This is a genomic window from Rossellomorea aquimaris (genome assembly GCF_001877785.1).
Lineage (GTDB): Bacteria > Bacillota > Bacilli > Bacillales > Bacillaceae_B > Rossellomorea > Rossellomorea aquimaris_A.
This window is the reverse complement of record NZ_MINN01000074.1, coordinates 429,414-446,502: the sequence shown is the minus strand read 5'-3', so window position 1 is coordinate 446,502 and position 17,089 is coordinate 429,414. Positions and strand designations below refer to the sequence as shown.

Sequence of the window (17,089 nt, the reverse complement as noted above, 5' to 3'; positions counted from 1 at the left end):
ACGAGGAGGTACATATATGGGTGATCAATCCTTGATATTTAAAATTGCAGACGATCCAAACGAACTTCAGCAGGTCAATCAATTGAATTATAAAACCTTTGTGAATGAAATCCCTCAGCATGAGGAGAATGAAGAAAAGCTGCTTGTGGATAAATTTCATGATGAAAATACATATATTATCGCAAAAAACCATGAAGAAATTGTCGGAATGATTGCCCTTCGTGCAAAGCGTCCGTTTTCCCTTGATCATAAACTCCAGGATTTGGATCAATATATTCCATCAGGGAGTATACCTTGTGAAGTACGTCTTCTTTCGGTCAAAGATGAATACAGGAGTACAAGAGTATTTTACGGATTATGTAAAAGGCTTGTTCAATTATGCCTTGAAAAAGGGTATGACCTGGCTTTGATTTCAGGGACAGTCCGTCAGCTTAAGTTGTATAAGAGAATCGGGTTCATCCCGTTTGCCTCGCTTGTTGGAGATGAAAATGCCCGGTTTCAGCCAATGTACATCACGAAGGCGAGCTTTGAAAAATCTACAAAAGCTTTTCAAAAGTTAATGGAGAAAGCGTCAGTTCGTATTGAAAATAATGCAGCCCATTCATTCCTTCCGGGCCCGGTTCCTGTTCACCCTGCCGTGAAACGGGCTCTGGAAAGGACATCAATTTCTCACCGAAGTGCATCTTTTATTCAGGAAGCGGAAGAAATTAAATTAAGTTTATGCAGGTTGACCCATGCCAATCGTGTTGAAATAGTAGTGGGCACAGGTACCCTGACCAATGACATGGCAGCTCAGCAGCTGAAGCAATTTGCAGGTGAGGGATTGATACTTTCCAATGGTGAGTTTGGGTCCAGGCTGATCGATCACGCCAAGAGAAGCGGACTATCTTTCCGAATACTGGAAAAGCAATGGGGAGAAGATGTGTCACTTAAAGAAATTGAATCGGCATTGAAACTTTACTCTCCTGATTGGCTATGGACCGTACACTGCGAGACGTCAACCGGTTATTTATATGATCTGGAAGCTATATTGGGGTTATCCCTAAAATACCAGGTTGAATTGTGCGTGGACGCCTGCAGCTCTGTAGGAATTGTACCGGTGGATCTTAAAGAAATCTATCTTGCTACTACAGTGAGCGGGAAGGGATTAGGGTCCTACCCGGGTCTTGGAATTGTGTTCCATAGAGATGAGTTTTTTTCCCATCCAACGATACCGAGATATTTGGACCTTGGCTTGTATGCAGAAAAAGGGAGCATTCCATTCACCCATTCTTCCAATCTAATAACCGCATTAAAAGAAGCATTAAAGAATGTCGATCTTCACCTTAATCAACGGTTAGCCAGCACTGTCAGGGAAAGCCTGAGGGAATGGGGGATTGAGATAATGGGAGATAACAGCTATTCGTCAGGAATTATCACCATTAAAGTGCCACCCGGGTTATCAAGCAGGCAGATAGGGGACAGGTGTAAAGAGATAGGGGTATTGCTCAGCTATGAAAGTGATTATCTCCTAAACAGGAATTGGGTTCAGGTGGCATTGATGGGGTATCATAATGAGGAAAAGGTATTGAAAGCAGTAGCTTCAATTAAGGATATAATCGCCCCGGTAAAGGAAATAGGGTATATATAATGTCAAAACTGAAACCGGTTCTTTTACATCTGAAAAAATTCAAACTGATTGGTGTCATATTACTTCTTCTTTGGATAAAGACATTGATCGTCATGGTCACAGGTTTTAATATTACTATTCATTCATTTATGGATATTTGTTTGCTTCTTATTAATTCAATAGGTTCTTTAATGATTTTGCTAGGCTTCAGCTTTTATTTCAGAAAAAAAATTCATGCTTTCATATTATTCCTGATGATGGTCATCATTACAGGGATTTTATATGCAGACTTACTATATTTCCGATTTTATTCTGATTATGTAACCCTTCCGATTTTGTTTCAATTTAAAAATGTCGGTGGAATCGGTCCCAGCACATTTGAATTGATGAGTCCATGGGATGTACTTCTTTTCATAGATATCCTCTGGGCTGGCTGGTATTTGAAAAAACGGAGGCGTATGCCTGCCATCAAGCCAAAAGAAAAGTCGACTTATTTGTTTACAAGCACAGCGGTAATTATCTTGACAATCATACTTGGTTTGATTAAAAGTCCTTACCTGTTCGAGGAAGTATATGACCGGGAACAAATGGTCACAGCTATCGGTCCTTATAATTATCATCTTTACGACACAGGGTATGCTTTGGGTGTGAATCTTAATCCGTTAACCGCCTCGAGGAACGACACAAGTTCACCCCTTAAATATACGAATTCCAAGGAAAGTGACCAGTCCGATTTGTATGGAGTTGCGAAAGGTAAAAATGTTATTCTGATCAGTATGGAATCGACTCAGAATTTCGTCATCAATAAGAAAATCGAAGGTGAAGAAATCACTCCATTTCTTAATTCACTCGTGGAAGACAGCTTTTATTTCAATCAGATATATGATCAGACCGCACAGGGGAAAACATCAGATTCGGAATTCATGATCGATACCGGTCTGTACCCGCTCGCGAGCGGATCAGTGTTTGTGCGTAATCCTGATAATGTGTTCAAGGGGATGCCCCACATCCTAAAGGATAGAGGGGGATACTATTCAGCAGTTTTTCACGGGAATGATGCCGACTTTTGGAATCGGAACAGGATGTATGATTCCCTGGGGTATGACCGCTTTTTCTCAAAGAAAGACTATCAGGTGACTGAGGAAAATTCAGTGAATTATGGGATAAAAGATATTCCGTTTTTTAATCAGTCCATACCCTATCTTCAGGACCTGCCAAAACCTTTCTATTCGCGTTTTATAACCCTGACCAACCATTTCCCGTTTTTACTGGATGAGGGGGATCAGTTCATACCGCAGGCTTCAACAAAAGTAGATGTAGTCAATCGGTATGTGACGACCGTCCGGTATGAAGATGAAGCAATCAAACAATTTTTTGAAAAAATGAAGGAAACGGGCATTTATGAAGAATCAATTTTCGTACTCTATGGAGATCATTACGGAATCTCCGAAAAATATGAGCCTGGAGTCATGGAATTGCTTGGTATGGAAAACACTACTCTTAATCACGTACAACTGCAGCAGGTACCTCTTATTATTCACATCCCAGGTACTGAAGGAAAGACGATTACTACAATTGGAGGGGAAGTCGATATCCGCCCTACCATTCTTCATTTACTTGGGATTGAATCCAGGGAAAATCTTTCTTTTGGCCATAATTTATTTACAAGGGTGAAAAATCATCCAGTCATTTTTCGTGATGGGGGATTTGTAACAGAAAAGTATATTTTCAAAGATAATATGTGTTACAGGAGAAAGAACGGTGAGCCGCTTATGGATCATCAGTGTGATTCCTATAAAGAGATCGCCAGAAAAGAATTGGGGATGTCCGATGATATCATATACGGAGATCTGCTGAGGTTTCTGGAATAAGTCAGTTTCTGCACTATTTTTGTATGTATCTAGAAAAAGCTCAGGTGATGAATTCACCTGAGCTTTTTGTTATTTAGGCTGTTTATGCGCCAAATGGAACAAAATATTGACTTTTGTTCCTCTGCCCGGCTCACTTTCGTATTCGATCATTCCGTCCATCTCACGGATGATTTTATTCGTAACCATGCTTCCCAGTCCAGTACCTTTTGTTTTAGTTGTATAAAAGGGAAGACCAATTTTTTTTAGTTCTTCATGGCTCATCCCCTTTCCGTCATCCGTAATTGATACAGCGAGCTTATTGGATGCAGGTATTTCCTTTGTTTCAATCCGGACTTCCCCTTGTCCATCAATCGATTCAATCCCGTTTTTAATAACGTTCATGATTGCCTGTTTTAAATGCTGTTCATCCCCTTTAATTAAATGCAGGGGAGATTTACAATAAGAAATCGTAACATTCGAATACGAAGCAAAGGGCCTTAAAAGTTCAACACAATCACGGAGGACACTGTCGACATTCAGTAAGGAAAGTTCAAACTTCCCAGGTCTTGATACGTTCAGATAATCAGTGATGATCTTATTTGTACGATCAAGTTCATTTATTATCAGAGGCGAATATTTCTTCAGCTGTTTGTCATCCGTACCCTCGGCCAGATGCTGAATGAAACCTCTCACCGTTGCCAGCGGATTTCGGATTTCGTGGGCAATGGATGCAGCCATCTGGCCAGCCATATTCAACTTATCAAGGTACATCATCTCTTCGATTTGTTTATTTGTCCGTATCAAATATTCTACTATAAAGACGATTGAAATAAATGTAAGATAAAAAACCCCGAAATAAATGAAATAAAATCCGGTATGTAAAAACGGGACGTAAATGAAAATATTTATAAAATAAACAATCATATAGATGATGAAAATGACTGTGCTCGAAATGAATTTTGTGTTTGATGACAGAAACAGCCGGCGGAATGCGAGTGCCACCAGGTATGCAAGAATGGAAACTATTAATCCTGTAGATACAAAAGGCCCTCCGATTATAGATCTGTAAATCAGTACGAGTAATAGTACCAGCGAACCCGAAATCCATCCAGCATAAAGGGTGACTACCAAAATAGCGATCATCCTCAAGTCAAAATGGGTTTTACCCAATGTCTCGATGGGATACAGCATACATAAAAACGCTCCGAATGCACCGATGAGTCCATATGTGATTTTATGCTTTAAAAATAGCATCTGCTTTACTTTGAAAGGAAAAAATATATTCGCGTTATATGTCAAAGATAAGAGAATCGTGATATTGACTAATAATGTCTTTATAAGTGTGATCAAATGTATGCCTCCATAAGATATTACCCATAGTGTAATCTCAAACCTTCATAAGATACCAAATTTTGTTCAAGATTACAAGTAAAAAAGTACCTTAATTGCCGTGAAGAAATAAATAAGCAAGATACCAAAGACACGAAATCACTTTTGAATAGGCAGACTCTGACGTGGATCACCATTTCCTGCAGCAGCACTTGGACTCCTATGTTTACCCAAGCCCGCCTGGTTCAAGCTGTGAAGCACCATCCCGATAACTATGACACCGAGTCCGAAAAGTGCAGAGGCTTCAGGGAAGGGGGCGGAGAATATCAATACCTCTCCAACCATTACGAATAACACCTGCGTCGATTGAGTGGCTTCTACGGAAGCGAGCTTGCCATGATGATCCCTGACCATATCTGTTGCAATGAAAAATAAAATGGTGGCAACGATGCCGGAACTGAATGCAACTATAAGGGATTGAATGACCTGGCCAGCCGGAGGAAGTCCTGATTCAATAAAGCCTGCTGAAGCAATGATCAGCCAAACAGGGACTGTGGCAATTGTCATGCCGAATACGCGTTGAAAAGTATCTAATCTCCCATCGACCACTTCCATCATCTTTCTGTTGCCAAGAGGATAACAAAATGAAGCTATCACTACTGGAACGATGCCGCTCAATATCATCTTTAAAGAGAACCCTTCTGCATGGGGGAGTTGGATAAGGATAACCCCGCACAAAATGAATAAAGAGATTAAAAGAGAACGCAGGGGTATTTTGTGCCGCACTTTTACAGGACCTGAACTTGTCATGACTTCTCTGACGAATAATGGACCGAGCAGGGTTCCGGAGACAATGGTGAGCTGCCACGTACCTGCTATAAGCCATCCCGGACCGTAAGCAGCGGCATATGTGATCGGAGCGTAAAATAAAACGAAACCGACAAAGCTCCATAACAACCAAGGGAGCGGATTCTTCCATACTTCCAAAAGCACTTGCTTCATGTTTTTTCTTAACAATACGATCAACACAAGAAATGGCACCATAAATAAAAATCTTAACGATGAGCTCCAAAGCCAGCTTCCACCTGAAAGTTCCATCGATCTGTTTAAAATAAATGTCACTGCGAAGAACATGGAAGCCGTCACTCCCAACATCATTTCTTTCAAGATGATCACTCTTTTCATACAGTTATTGTCTAATATATTAAACTTTTACAATAAAATAGTATACTATTTTCTGAAAATAATGATGAATTCTCGATGTCTTAAGGCAAGAAAGAAAAACACACCGACATTGATCTGTCAGTATGTTTTTCATGAATTTTATAATTTTTCAGTGGGAGGGACGAGGTGGCCCAGCTGACCGTAGTGGATGATCCTTTTGTATTCGCCCCAGACTCTTTTCCTTCCCAGATCTGAGTTCATCCAATTAAGGCGGCCTACTGTAGTATTTTGATAGATTGTATCGAATGAAAAAGGGATGAATGACATCGCTTCCGGAAAGTGCTTCTGCAGCGTCCTGATCTGCCGCCCGGCCGCGTGGCTTTTACATACCACCAGCAGAGAAGTGATTTTTGTAAAATCAATAATGTCTTTCGCATACAATACATTTTCCAATGAATTCGAAGATTGGTCTTCAAAAGTAATAACCTCTTCAGGAATACCCGCCTTTACCAAATAAGAGATAATAATAGAAGCCTCTGTTTCCACGGAAGCCGTTCTGCCTTTCCAGTCAGGGTGGGATTCTCCCGTGAGGCTTCTTCCCCCGGTCACTATGACCTTTGGGGCAAGATTCATTTTGTAGGCCTTGATTGCTTTCTCCCAATGTCCGGGATGGGTGCCTGCAAAGACGAAGATTGCATCACAGGGCTTGGTCTTTTTGATCTGTCCAAAAGTTAGTTCTGTTATGTAATCAATTTGTGCAGGACTAAGCTGAGGCATATCAATTTCTTTTTTAATGATTGGTTTCATTGTCTTCCCCCTATAATTGATAATTTCCGGTCATATCCCAAAATTCCTGGGACGTGGATAAATATAATGAACCAAGTTCCAATTTTCTGTTTTGTGCTTGTTTATGCAATTTTGTTTTTTTGATCTTTTCTTCAATCTGCATGTATTGCTGCTTGTCAGCATACTCCCAAATGGCCGTGATTTTCGTTTTGTTTTCATTGCTCCATCTTCCTATGAGTTTTGAACCAAATCGAAGTTGATTTGGAAGTAAAAATTCATGGAAAAAAGAATTGAATCTTTCAAAGACATCAGGATCGATGTCATAGGTGCGCACTCGATATACCATAATATTCCTCCTTTTCCGCATTGTACATGTTTATTCGTGTCTTTTCAATATATTATTTGATTTCCATTCTTGTTTTTGCGGTTTTCATCCAAAAAATATTAATCTATATTCCTGAAAAAAATGAACCCGCTATTCAGCGGGTTCATTTTTTTCTTATAATATTTTACTGTCCTTCTTAGGTTCGTTAAGTGTCATTTGCTTAAGTTCCAGCTTCATTTTTTCAGTTTCAATTACGAAGTTTTCATGCTTTAATTGCTCAAGTTTTAATTGATCTTCAATCATCTTTTGTTTAGTCTTTGATTGTTTCTGGATATGGTCGGTGAAGATGGCAATGATAGGTATGGAGAAAATCATGATAACTGCTATCGTCCCAGTCATTTCTTTGCCTCCTTGTTTCACTGAATCGTTCATAAATAATACTTAATAGTAAAATTATAACAAATGCGAGGGGACTAGTACATATAATAACTTATAGTATTGCTTAAACATTCCAATTTTTATGGACAAAGGTCAATAAACTGCGCCGGTGCCTGGAGAGAAGCGTATGCACAAGTTTATAAACAATCATTCCAAAGAAAATGATATTGACCAACATGCCGATAATAAATGCCCTGCCAATTTCAATTGCCGATTGATGGACTGAATGTACTGCATTGACTACTGTGCTTGCATGGGTGACTTCTACTGGGATTAACAGGTTTCCTACAAGGTAATTAAAATAGAAGCACAATGGGAACGCCCAGATCAGAAAGACTCCCCCGACTAGCCCTGCGTAAGCGTTTCCTTTGAATATCTTAGCGATTAACGTTGATAATACGGGACCCATCCCAAACGAAGGCACAAAATTGACCATTAATCCCAGAGTGAAGCCAAGGGATATTTTATGTGAATTATCTTTTATTCTTAACAACTTCAGAGTCAGACACTTTAAAGTTCTGGCATATTTTTTGAACATGATTCACCAACTATATACATAATCTACTGAGAATCTTATTATGAATGAGTGTAAATGTAAACGTTTTTTTATAAAATGTACTTTATCATATGAAAAAGCACGTACATTTGGGAAGGAATTTTGTATATACTCCTTCATCTTCGTCAAAAAAATGGTATTCTATAAGTATGATTAGCTCAGACTGGAGAAGACAAATGAAATTGACAAAGAAAATACCTAATGCCTTGACACTTGGCAACTTATACTGCGGATTCTTATCAATCGGCTTTGCTGCAAATGGGCAATTCAAGAATGCTGCAGTACTAATCATCATTGGAATGATGCTGGACAGCATGGATGGCAGGTTAGCCAGGATGCTCGATGCTGACAGCACCCTTGGAAAGGAACTGGACTCACTCGCGGATATCGTCACTTTCGGTGTAGCGCCGTCTTTCCTTGTTTACTATACTTCGTTTTACCAATTCGGCTTGCTTGGATTTTTTGTTGCCGGTTTGCTGCCCTTGTTCGGAGCTTACCGTTTGGCGCGATTCAATACCAGTCCGCCCAAGTCTTCCCTGCAGTATTTTATCGGGGTGCCGATTACCGCAGCAGGCGGGATTCTGGCCATCCTGACATTATTTGGAGACCGTATCCCTAATATAGTGACCTCTGTCATTTTTACGGCGATGTGTTTTTTGATGGTAAGCAGGATCCGTATCCCAAGTTTCAAAGAAATACCGCTTCCGAAATACGGAACCATCGTTACAGTATTCATCGGCGCCCTTTTGTATGTAATATTTAAAGGCACATATGAACAATTCCCTTACTTGATTTATATTGCTGCTCCGCTTTATTTTGCTTACTTGGCGTGGCGTTTCATTAAAAGAGGGAAGAACGAATGAAAAGCGTTGGGCATTCCAGCGCTTTTTTTAGTTCCCATTATCAACAAATATTTTTTCCTGCCATTTATGGTAGAAATAAATGACGAATGATATACCGAAAATCACCAGAAGATACTGCCATGGTGTTATGTTTTTATAGTTAGCTATCCCCAATACATCGAGCAGAGGAAGAACTGCGAAACACATGAACGCATCCATGATGAAATTGGTCGCGATGAATTTTGGAAAACTGTGATATGTGAATCGGAAGATCCAAAACGTACCTACTGCGAATACTCCATAGGCAAAACTGACATCAATCATATACCCCCATGGAACGATGTATTCATGAATCACCCACCAATCATAGGTATAGGCGATTTGAAAGACAATGGTCATCAGTAAACACGTAAAAATGGTGACAGGCATAAATCGCTTGATCGTATCAGGTTTGGCAAAGAACAGGGTCAACCATGGTAAAAGGAACCCGATAAAAAGAATGAACCTCATTGTCATAAAAAAACTCCCATTCCATTTGATACTATTTATTCTTACGTATGAAGTGAAGAGTATACATGAAAAATGTTACACACATACGTATAGAATGAAAAACAAGTAAATGAATGGGACATAGTTCATTTCTATCAAATTAAGATGCCCCGTAATATGAAAAGCTGTTCGCCGATATAATTTACAGGTTTCATTATTATGGAAATGGGGAGATGTTATGGTAAAGAAACTGGGATTTCTTATTGTTGCTCTTGTACTGATGTTTCCAACTTTAAGTATGGCAGGGGATTTCGGAAAAGATGATCCCTCAGGTGTTCCCGGTCAGTGGTATGTGGGAACCACTCCTTCAAACTCTGCCCCGTCTAAGTATCCAGTATTATTCGTACATGGGTTGAATTCTTCCTCCAATACATGGTGGAATGAAAATGATATGTATGATACGGCCTACCAGAATGGTTACGAAACAGCCTTTATTGATCTTTATCCAACTAAAACTATGTGGGACAATGGAGCACTTTTGGCGGGTAAAATACATGATATCTATCATTATTTCGGTGAAAAAGTTGTCATTGTAGCACATAGTAAAGGAGGTGTAGATACCCAATCTGCCCTTGTTCATTACGGCGCTTATCCATATGTTGCACGTGTAATCACACTATCTTCACCGCATAATGGCTCAGAGCTCGCAGACCTTGCATACAGCAGCTGGGCTGGGTGGCTTGCAGGGATCCTCGGCAGTAAAAATGATGCAACATACTCTCTCCAAACAGGGTATATGAGCTACTTCCGGGAACAAACGGATACACACACAAATGTTGGCAGAGTACCTTTTTATACTGTCGCAGGCACTAAGTGGGGGAGTTTTGGCAGTTCACTTTACTGGGGCGGATTGTACCTCAGCTCATATGGAAGGAATGATGGTGCGGTGACCGAGAACAGTTCACGTCTGCCTTACGCATCCCATTTGGGAACAGGTTCATGGAACCACTCACAAATAAAGGAAGGTAACTCCACTTTCGATTTGTTTAAGAACTATCTAAATGAAAGCGTTCCCTCCAGTGCCGGTTTAAACGCAGTAGAAATCGAGCCCGGAATTGAAACAGCTTCTTCATATATCAGGGGAGGAGAGTATTCTGGCACTAAACAAGAACTTTTTACAGTGGAGGAGGGCACTGAGGAAATTACGATTGACTGGATAAGCAGTCATAAAGGTACCTCGTTGATTCTAATAGATCCTGACGGGAAGGAAACTCATGCTTTAGAATCAACAACAGATGAAAATGGGCTTTTCCAAGGTGCATTCCATCACAGTTTGACCATTCAATTACCTAAAGCAGGAGAGTGGAAAGTACACGCCCGGTCCCCTGAAAAGGAAGCTTACTTAATGAATGTAAAATACGATAGTGAATTTAATGACTCAGTCGATGTGCAAATAAGCTCAAATTCAATCAAATTGACAGAAAAAAACAGCAAAGTCAAGTTCAAAACAGATATTTCAATTGAATACTATCAAAATGGGAAGCTGAAAAAAAGCAAAATAAAAATCAAAGATCATACATTCAAGCTGCCTGAGCTTGGAGAAGGAGTGTACAATCTAACAGTAGATGTAAATGGTAATAAGAATAATCAGAAATTTAAGAGGACAATTCTAACATCCGTATATGTGGATGAAAAAGGGCAAATGTATTCTCAATACTAATACTAATAAACCCGAATCAACTTGAACCCCCCAGATTCAAATTGATTCGGGTTTTACTTTTAAACTGAAACATTTCATATCAATTTCAACAAGATCCCCTTGTTAAAAAATCGGACAACTTATTAGATTAATTAGTCCCTGGAACAAAGAATCAGTTTGAGGCGATATTCTACATCATTTTTAGTCAATATTCACCATTCGTAATTACGGAACCAGGTTCTTTTGTTTCATATTTCCGTAAAGAAAAGGGTTTCATGCTGTCTAAATCAAATATGTTTAAAGAATGGAAAAAATTAAAGGAGGAAAACAATGAATAAGAATAAGAAATGGATTAAATGCACAGTATCTGGATTATTGATTGCTTCCGGAATTTCAATGACAGTACCAACTTCTCCTGTTTCGGCAGATGGACCCTTCTATAATGGAAATGAAACAATCAAGAATGAACGTTTACATAGTTATGAAGAAATGGTAAAGCTGCTTGAACGTCTTGATACTAAGTCAGAAGCTCTTTCACTGGAAGTCTACGGTCAGTCCGTAAAAGGCCGGGACTTATATCTGGCGAAATTCGGAAATAACGAAAGTAATCCCACGGTATTATACTTGACCCAGCAGCATGGCAATGAAACTTTAACAACAGAAGGTGCTCTGAAATTTATTCAGCACCTCACTTCCAATTCCAAGGAAGTAAAAGAAATGCTGGAGAATGTAAATATACTGGTTGCTCCCCGTTTAAATGTGGATGGTGCCGAGGGGGACGTTAACTTCTCACTAGATGATTATGTATCGGGCACGCATACACGTTATAATGCAAATGAAGTTGACCTGAACCGGGATCATGTAGCTCGTGAACAGCCTGAAACTCAGTCGCTGCATGAAAATGTTCTACAAAGATATTCACCTGATTATATGATTGATCTTCATCATCAAGGAGCAGAGACTACATTGGGAGACACAGATGAACTTGTATCCGGATCGATTTTATACCCGACTAATGAAGAAGTAGACCCTGAAGTCGTTGAAAAATCCAAGCAGCTCGGGGCTGTGTTATATAATACTGTCGAAAGCAGAGGGTTTGGGACACTATCTAAATATATCGGAGGTTCTGCTCAAACCATTTCAAGAAATGGTTTGGCTGTCGAGTATGGAATTGCAACTCTGCTTTTTGAAATGAGGGGAATGGCAGATCATTATAGGGAAGATTACGTACTTGGACAGAAGAGTAATGGATATCTAATCAAGCAAGCAGTCATCGGAATGGAGGCTACTGCAAAAGCCATTGCAGATGGTTCTATTAATGAAGCAGATACTTCTTTCTGGGATACCCTGCCTGAAAGTTCCTATAATAAAAGCGAACATGAATAAAAGAACGCAGAGCGGTGCCTTTTGACCGCTCTTTTCTATTATCAATAATTTCACTAATATATAATCATGCACAATATTATCATGGTAAACTATTCGAATGCACTGAAAAGGGGGCAAAGAATGTACCAGAATTTCGAAGTGAAAATCACGCCTCTCACGAGAACGAGACAGATACGTATTTACCTGCCAAATAAATACGAGGAAGACGTGACAAGACGCTACCAGGTATTGTATATGCATGATGGACAGAACCTTTATAAGGATGAAGATGCGGGGTATGGGAGGTCCTGGAGAATAGGGGATTATCTCGATCAAAATGAATTGGACCTGATTGTAGTCGGAATCGACTGTAATGAAGGATTAATGAGGTTAGATGAGTGTTGCCCCTGGAAAAGCAATGAAATGACTGAGGTGTTCTCTGCAGGCCGGCAGTCAATCGGAGGGGAAGGAAAAGAGTATATCGAATTTATCGTTCATGAATTAAAGCCTATGATTGATGAAAAGTATCGGACATTGCAGGATGAAACCAGTATGGCAGGCATTTCGATGGGCGGACTTATTTCAACATACGCAGTTTGCGTGTATCCCCATGTTTTTAAAAGGGCGGCTTCTATCTCATCCGCATATTGGTTCAATCAGAAGGAGATTGAAGAACTGATACAAGTAAGTGATCTTTCAAAAGTTGAACGTTTCTACTTGGATATTGGAACCAAGGAAAATACAGAAAGCATTAATGATCTTACATACATAAATTCAAACAGGCGTATTTATCACTTACTAAAGGAAAAGGTTCAGGATTGCCGATTTGAAATAGTGGAGGGTGCAGTTCATAATGAGTTGGCTTGGATAGAGCGAGTTCCCCAGATATTCGGATTTTTATACAAGTAAAGCCATAAAAGAATTGGTTAAATAATCTAGTTTAAAAAGCTTGAGGTTGTCTCAAGCTTTTTTATTTTACAATCATAACGGGACACTTGGCTCTTTTGGCGACTTTGTGGCTTACACTGCCAAGGACCATCTCCTGGAATGTATTCAAACCTCGGCTGCCGATTACCAAAGCATCAAAATGCTGCCCATTTGCAAATTCAACAATTGCGGGACCGGGTTCGCCTTGAAGAATGATGGTTTCGAACTTAACTTCCGCATGTTTGGCTTTCTGTTCAATTAATTGCAGCTTATATTTCCTTTTATCTGAGGCGTCCGTTCCCCAATGTTTTAGTACATCATCTTTTGATTGCTTCGGGTCAATCACATACACAATCGTGAGTTCTGTCCCGTTCTGCAGTGAAGCTAAGGATATTGCTTTTTCAGCTGCTCTGATAGAATGCTCGGATCCATCTGTAGCGAGCAATAACTTTTTAAACATAGAAACGCCCCCTAACCGGTTGAACCTTCTGAATATAATCTATTTTACACTTTTTTCAGTGAAAAAAATGTACAAATTATATATTTTTTAAGTTTTAGAGTTAAATGAAGAAAAATGTAACAATCAGAAGATAATTAAATATGTTTGCGCTTTCATGCTGAGTTCACAAAAAACTTCTTCCATTATATAATGTCCTTTGTGTAAAACGGCCCGACTTTCATGAGAGTTGAAAGTCACGACAAAAAAAACAAAAGGGGTGCATTATGAATTTATCTTCAAAAATTAAATATGAGTGGTTTGGAAACATCCGCGGAGACGTCCTGGCAGGGATGGTCGTAGCGATGGCATTGATCCCTGAAGCAATTGCATTTTCGATCATCGCCGGTGTCGATCCAATGGTCGGACTGTATGCCTCATTCTGTATTGCAGTTGTCATTGCGTTTGTAGGTGGACGTCCAGGGATGATTTCTGCAGCGACAGGAGCGACCGCATTATTGATGACAACTTTGGTGGCTGAGCATGGGTTGAAATATTTGCTTGCTGCTACTATCCTGACAGGGGTGATTCAAATTCTCATGGGGGTCCTTAAATTAGGGCGTTTAATGAAATTTGTTCCACGTTCAGTCATGATTGGCTTCGTCAATGCACTGGCCATCTTGATTTTTACAGCTCAATTACCGCATTTTGCAGGAGAAGAATGGATTATGTACGCTATGGTGGCTGCTGCTCTGGCCATTATTTATATACTGCCGCGTTTTACGAAAGCAGTACCTTCACCGCTTGTAGCAATCATCGCTGTTACAATTTTTTCTGTCTTGGCTGGCACAGGGGTAAGAACAGTCGGAGATATGGGTGAATTGACGCAAACATTGCCAGTATTCTTAATCCCTGATATTCCATTTACCTTTGAGACGCTGCAAATAATTTTCCCGTATTCTTTATCGATTGCGATTGTCGGATTGGTCGAGTCATTACTGACTGCTTCGATTGTCGATGACATGACAGACACTGCAAGTGATAAGAATAAAGAAGCGAAGGGACAGGGTATGGCTAACATCGTTTCAGGTTTTTTCGGCGGAATGGCAGGATGTGCAATGATTGGACAATCAGTCATCAATGTTAAATCCGGCGGCAGGGGCAGACTATCTGCTTTTGTTGCAGGGACATTCTTGATGATCCTGATCCTGCTTTTGAATGATTTCCTTGTTCAGATTCCAATGGCTGCACTAGTAGGTGTCATGATCATGGTATCGATCGGGACATTCGACTGGGGATCAGTTATGAACCTGCATAAAACACCGATTACCGATACAATTGTTATGCTAGCTACTGTAATTACAGTACTGTTGACGCATGATTTATCAAAAGGAGTACTGGTAGGAATCATATTAAGTGCTATATTCTTTGCTTCTAAGATTTCAAAAGTGGAGATTACGACTATGGCATCTGAACAAACCCATAAGAAAGTATACCGGGTGTCAGGACAACTATTCTTTGCGTCCGTTACAGATTTTGTTGAAAGCTTCGATTTTACTGAAGATGTGAAGGAAGTTACTTTGGATCTGACAAATGCACATTTATGGGATGATTCAGCCGTAGGTGCAATTGATAAAATCGTGTTGAAATACCACCAGAATGGTGTTAAGGTCAACTTGGCAGGGCTTAATTCAGAAAGTAATAAATTGATGGATAAACTGGCAGTTCATAATAAGCCGGGTGGTCTTGATAAGGTTGTAAATCATTAATAACAGAAAACCAGCAGAGAAGAATCTCTGCTGGTTTTTTAAATGTTTTATAGATACCGACTGCATCAAAGGAAAGCTTCACAGCATTCACCTCTGCTGAACCGCTTCCATAAAGGTCCAATGCCGCCTGTACAGCTGCCGCCTTCGCCTGACTGAAAGTAGATGAAGAAGTAAGATACACAGTATTCATGAGGTAATAAATGTCAGAGGGGGCTTGTTGATAGATTAATATCTTACAGCGTCATAAGAGTTGATGCGTCCATGTTCAAAGTAAGACCCTGTACCGCTGATCGGATCGGCAGTCTGCTCGATTGCCTGACGGATTTGGACGTTGCTGCGTCCCTGAGATGCCAGCAATCCTGCAAGACCGGCGACGTGCGGGGAAGCCATTGATGTACCGGACATGTAGGAGTATCCGTTATTAGGTACGGTTGAAGCAATGTCTACACCTGGTGCAGTTACATCCACCCAAGTACCATAATTAGAGAAAGAAGCTTTACGATCGTAGCTGTCAACAGCACCAACGGCGATGACATTAGCATAGGATGCCGGTTCGAATGTAGTTGAGATTCCATCATTCCCTGCAGCAGCCACAATGACACTTCCTTTATTCCAAGCATAATTGACTGCGCTTTCTAAAGTCGGAGTTGAACAGTCGCAGCCTAATGACATATTGATGACTTCTGCGCCCTGGTCTGCAGCGTAACGGATACCATCAGCTATGTCCGCTAAAGAACCGCTTCCATTTGCATCGAGTACACGAACTGCGAGGATTTTAGTATTTGGCGCCATGCCCGCGACACCAGTTCCATTATTTGTTTCTGCAGCAGCAGTACCTGCCACGTGAGTTCCATGTCCATTTAAGTCCATAGGGTAATAATCGTTATCAACGAAATCATATCCGCGTATTGTTTTTCCATCGAGGTCAGGGTGATTGTAATCAACACCAGTATCAAGAACTGCAATTTCCTGACCGCTGCTGCCGCGGGTATAATCCCATGCATAATTGGTGTAAGTATTTTGAGGTCCGTATTGATAGCCTTGGTAATAGGTGTCATTTGGTGTCCATGTTGCAGCCAATTTGTAGTTCGGCTCGGCATATTCCACGTTCGGATTATTATTAAGAGCTTTGACAACTGCCTCTACATTGCCCACCTTAAGAACTTTAAAAGGTGATTCAACTGCATCTTTGTCCTCAACCTCAGAGGCTTTCATACTTTCAAGTACATTGTCTTTGGCTGATTTTGATGCAGAATCCTTAAATTTTACTATTACTTCACCCTTAACATATTCGCTTTTATCAAGGCTTTTATTTACTGTGGTATTTTTTGAAGCGAGATCCAAAGAGGTAGAATCCTTCGCAAATGCACTTCCTCCGAAACTAGGGAAGATGGCGAGGGATGCAGCTAATGATAATGCAGCAATCTTTTTGAATTTCATGTACGTATTCCTCCATTTTCTTTTTTTAGAGTGAGACAATTCCGTAACGACAAATAGTTTTCTTT

At 40.2% G+C, this 17,089-nt stretch carries 16 protein-coding genes and 1 pseudogene; 7 read left to right on the top strand and 10 right to left on the bottom strand.

All coding sequences use genetic code 11. The features are described 5' to 3' along the window. Positions 1 to 16 precede the first annotated feature (16 nt). A complete protein-coding gene (locus BHE18_RS06145) occupies positions 17 to 1,630 on the top strand; it encodes an aminotransferase class V-fold PLP-dependent enzyme (protein ID WP_071617715.1) in 1,614 nt (537 codons plus the stop codon). Next, a complete protein-coding gene (locus BHE18_RS06140; RefSeq protein ID WP_141771817.1) occupies positions 1,630 to 3,480 on the top strand; it encodes an LTA synthase family protein in 1,851 nt (616 codons plus the stop codon). Before BHE18_RS06145 ends, BHE18_RS06140 begins: the two co-directional genes overlap by 1 nt. Positions 3,481 to 3,549: 69 nt before the next feature. Here the strand turns inward: BHE18_RS06140 and BHE18_RS06135 are convergent, their stop codons facing one another. The 6 genes from BHE18_RS06135 to BHE18_RS23950 all read right to left on the bottom strand — a co-directional run bounded on the left by BHE18_RS06135 (position 3,550) and on the right by BHE18_RS23950 (position 8,039). Beyond that, positions 3,550 to 4,809, bottom strand: a complete 1,260-nt coding sequence (locus tag BHE18_RS06135; RefSeq protein ID WP_071617714.1) for an ATP-binding protein — start codon at positions 4,807 to 4,809, stop codon at positions 3,550 to 3,552. Between the two features lie 138 nt (positions 4,810 to 4,947). Beyond that, positions 4,948 to 5,955: a DMT family transporter gene (locus BHE18_RS06130; protein WP_083573647.1), complete on the bottom strand. Its 1,008-nt coding sequence runs from the start codon at positions 5,953 to 5,955 to the stop codon at positions 4,948 to 4,950. A gap of 156 nt (positions 5,956 to 6,111) precedes the next feature. Next, a complete protein-coding gene (locus BHE18_RS06125; RefSeq protein WP_071617712.1) occupies positions 6,112 to 6,759 on the bottom strand; it encodes a YdcF family protein in 648 nt (215 codons plus the stop codon). A gap of 10 nt (positions 6,760 to 6,769) precedes the next feature. Continuing rightward, on the bottom strand, positions 6,770 to 7,084 hold the full coding sequence (locus BHE18_RS06120; protein WP_071617711.1) for an NIPSNAP family protein: 315 nt from the start codon (positions 7,082 to 7,084) through the stop codon (positions 6,770 to 6,772). Positions 7,085 to 7,237: 153 nt separating this feature from the next. Next, the gene (locus BHE18_RS06115) at positions 7,238 to 7,462 is read right to left on the bottom strand and encodes a hypothetical protein (protein ID WP_071617710.1); all 225 of its coding nucleotides are present in this window, start codon (positions 7,460 to 7,462) and stop codon (positions 7,238 to 7,240) included. A gap of 103 nt (positions 7,463 to 7,565) precedes the next feature. Next, on the bottom strand, positions 7,566 to 8,039 hold the full coding sequence (locus BHE18_RS23950; protein WP_071617709.1) for a DUF2062 domain-containing protein: 474 nt from the start codon (positions 8,037 to 8,039) through the stop codon (positions 7,566 to 7,568). Positions 8,040 to 8,233: 194 nt separating this feature from the next. On the opposite strand from BHE18_RS23950, the gene pssA reads away from it, so the two are divergent. After that, on the top strand, positions 8,234 to 8,920 hold the full coding sequence (gene pssA, locus BHE18_RS06105) for a CDP-diacylglycerol--serine O-phosphatidyltransferase (RefSeq protein ID WP_071617708.1): 687 nt from the start codon (positions 8,234 to 8,236) through the stop codon (positions 8,918 to 8,920). A gap of 27 nt (positions 8,921 to 8,947) precedes the next feature. On the opposite strand, the gene BHE18_RS06100 is transcribed toward pssA, so the two are convergent. Continuing rightward, positions 8,948 to 9,415 (bottom strand): hypothetical protein, encoded by a 468-nt coding sequence (locus BHE18_RS06100; protein ID WP_071617707.1) that lies wholly within the window; start codon positions 9,413 to 9,415, stop codon positions 8,948 to 8,950. A 211-nt stretch (positions 9,416 to 9,626) separates the two neighbouring features. On the opposite strand from BHE18_RS06100, the gene BHE18_RS06095 reads away from it, so the two are divergent. The 3 genes from BHE18_RS06095 (at position 9,627) to BHE18_RS06085 (ending at position 13,361) form a co-directional block, all read left to right on the top strand. Then, a complete protein-coding gene (locus BHE18_RS06095; protein WP_071617706.1) occupies positions 9,627 to 11,108 on the top strand; it encodes a hypothetical protein in 1,482 nt (493 codons plus the stop codon). 309 nt (positions 11,109 to 11,417) lie between these two features. Further along, entirely contained in the window at positions 11,418 to 12,473 is a 1,056-nt protein-coding gene (locus BHE18_RS06090) for a M14 family metallopeptidase (protein WP_071617705.1), read from the top strand. A gap of 120 nt (positions 12,474 to 12,593) precedes the next feature. Next, positions 12,594 to 13,361, top strand: a complete 768-nt coding sequence (locus BHE18_RS06085; RefSeq protein WP_071617704.1) for an alpha/beta hydrolase — start codon at positions 12,594 to 12,596, stop codon at positions 13,359 to 13,361. Between the two features lie 61 nt (positions 13,362 to 13,422). Here BHE18_RS06085 and BHE18_RS06080 read toward each other — a convergent pair whose 3' ends face one another. Then, positions 13,423 to 13,839 (bottom strand): universal stress protein, encoded by a 417-nt coding sequence (locus BHE18_RS06080; RefSeq protein ID WP_071617703.1) that lies wholly within the window; start codon positions 13,837 to 13,839, stop codon positions 13,423 to 13,425. A gap of 263 nt (positions 13,840 to 14,102) precedes the next feature. Here BHE18_RS06080 and BHE18_RS06075 point away from each other — a divergent pair, with 263 nt between their 5' ends. After that, the gene (locus BHE18_RS06075) at positions 14,103 to 15,584 is read left to right on the top strand and encodes a SulP family inorganic anion transporter (protein ID WP_071617702.1); all 1,482 of its coding nucleotides are present in this window, start codon (positions 14,103 to 14,105) and stop codon (positions 15,582 to 15,584) included. A gap of 52 nt (positions 15,585 to 15,636) precedes the next feature. On the opposite strand, the pseudogene BHE18_RS23595 reads toward BHE18_RS06075, so the two are convergent. Continuing rightward, a pseudogene (locus BHE18_RS23595) lies at positions 15,637 to 15,786 on the bottom strand (M4 family metallopeptidase); the annotation flags it as partial. Between the two features lie 23 nt (positions 15,787 to 15,809). Next, positions 15,810 to 17,024 carry a S8 family peptidase gene (locus tag BHE18_RS06065; RefSeq protein ID WP_071617701.1) on the bottom strand — a complete coding sequence of 405 codons (1,215 nt, stop codon included), beginning with the start codon at positions 17,022 to 17,024 and terminating at the stop codon, positions 15,810 to 15,812. Positions 17,025 to 17,089 lie beyond the last annotated feature (65 nt).

Coding starts and splice junctions, on each gene's coding strand:
- BHE18_RS06095 (WP_071617706.1), top strand. CDS start 9,627: ATGGTAAAGAAACTGGGATTTCTTATTGTTGCTCTTGTACTGATGTTT.
- BHE18_RS06140 (WP_141771817.1), top strand. CDS start 1,630: ATGTCAAAACTGAAACCGGTTCTTTTACATCTGAAAAAATTCAAACTG.
- BHE18_RS06125 (WP_071617712.1), bottom strand. CDS start 6,759: ATGAAACCAATCATTAAAAAAGAAATTGATATGCCTCAGCTTAGTCCT.
- BHE18_RS06080 (WP_071617703.1), bottom strand. CDS start 13,839: ATGTTTAAAAAGTTATTGCTCGCTACAGATGGATCCGAGCATTCTATC.
- BHE18_RS06075 (WP_071617702.1), top strand. CDS start 14,103: ATGAATTTATCTTCAAAAATTAAATATGAGTGGTTTGGAAACATCCGC.
- BHE18_RS06065 (WP_071617701.1), bottom strand. CDS start 17,024: ATGAAATTCAAAAAGATTGCTGCATTATCATTAGCTGCATCCCTCGCC.
- pssA (WP_071617708.1), top strand. CDS start 8,234: ATGAAATTGACAAAGAAAATACCTAATGCCTTGACACTTGGCAACTTA.
- BHE18_RS06115 (WP_071617710.1), bottom strand. CDS start 7,462: ATGACTGGGACGATAGCAGTTATCATGATTTTCTCCATACCTATCATT.
- BHE18_RS06085 (WP_071617704.1), top strand. CDS start 12,594: ATGTACCAGAATTTCGAAGTGAAAATCACGCCTCTCACGAGAACGAGA.
- BHE18_RS06090 (WP_071617705.1), top strand. CDS start 11,418: ATGAATAAGAATAAGAAATGGATTAAATGCACAGTATCTGGATTATTG.
- BHE18_RS06145 (WP_071617715.1), top strand. CDS start 17: ATGGGTGATCAATCCTTGATATTTAAAATTGCAGACGATCCAAACGAA.
- BHE18_RS23950 (WP_071617709.1), bottom strand. CDS start 8,039: ATGTTCAAAAAATATGCCAGAACTTTAAAGTGTCTGACTCTGAAGTTG.
- BHE18_RS06120 (WP_071617711.1), bottom strand. CDS start 7,084: ATGGTATATCGAGTGCGCACCTATGACATCGATCCTGATGTCTTTGAA.
- BHE18_RS06100 (WP_071617707.1), bottom strand. CDS start 9,415: ATGACAATGAGGTTCATTCTTTTTATCGGGTTCCTTTTACCATGGTTG.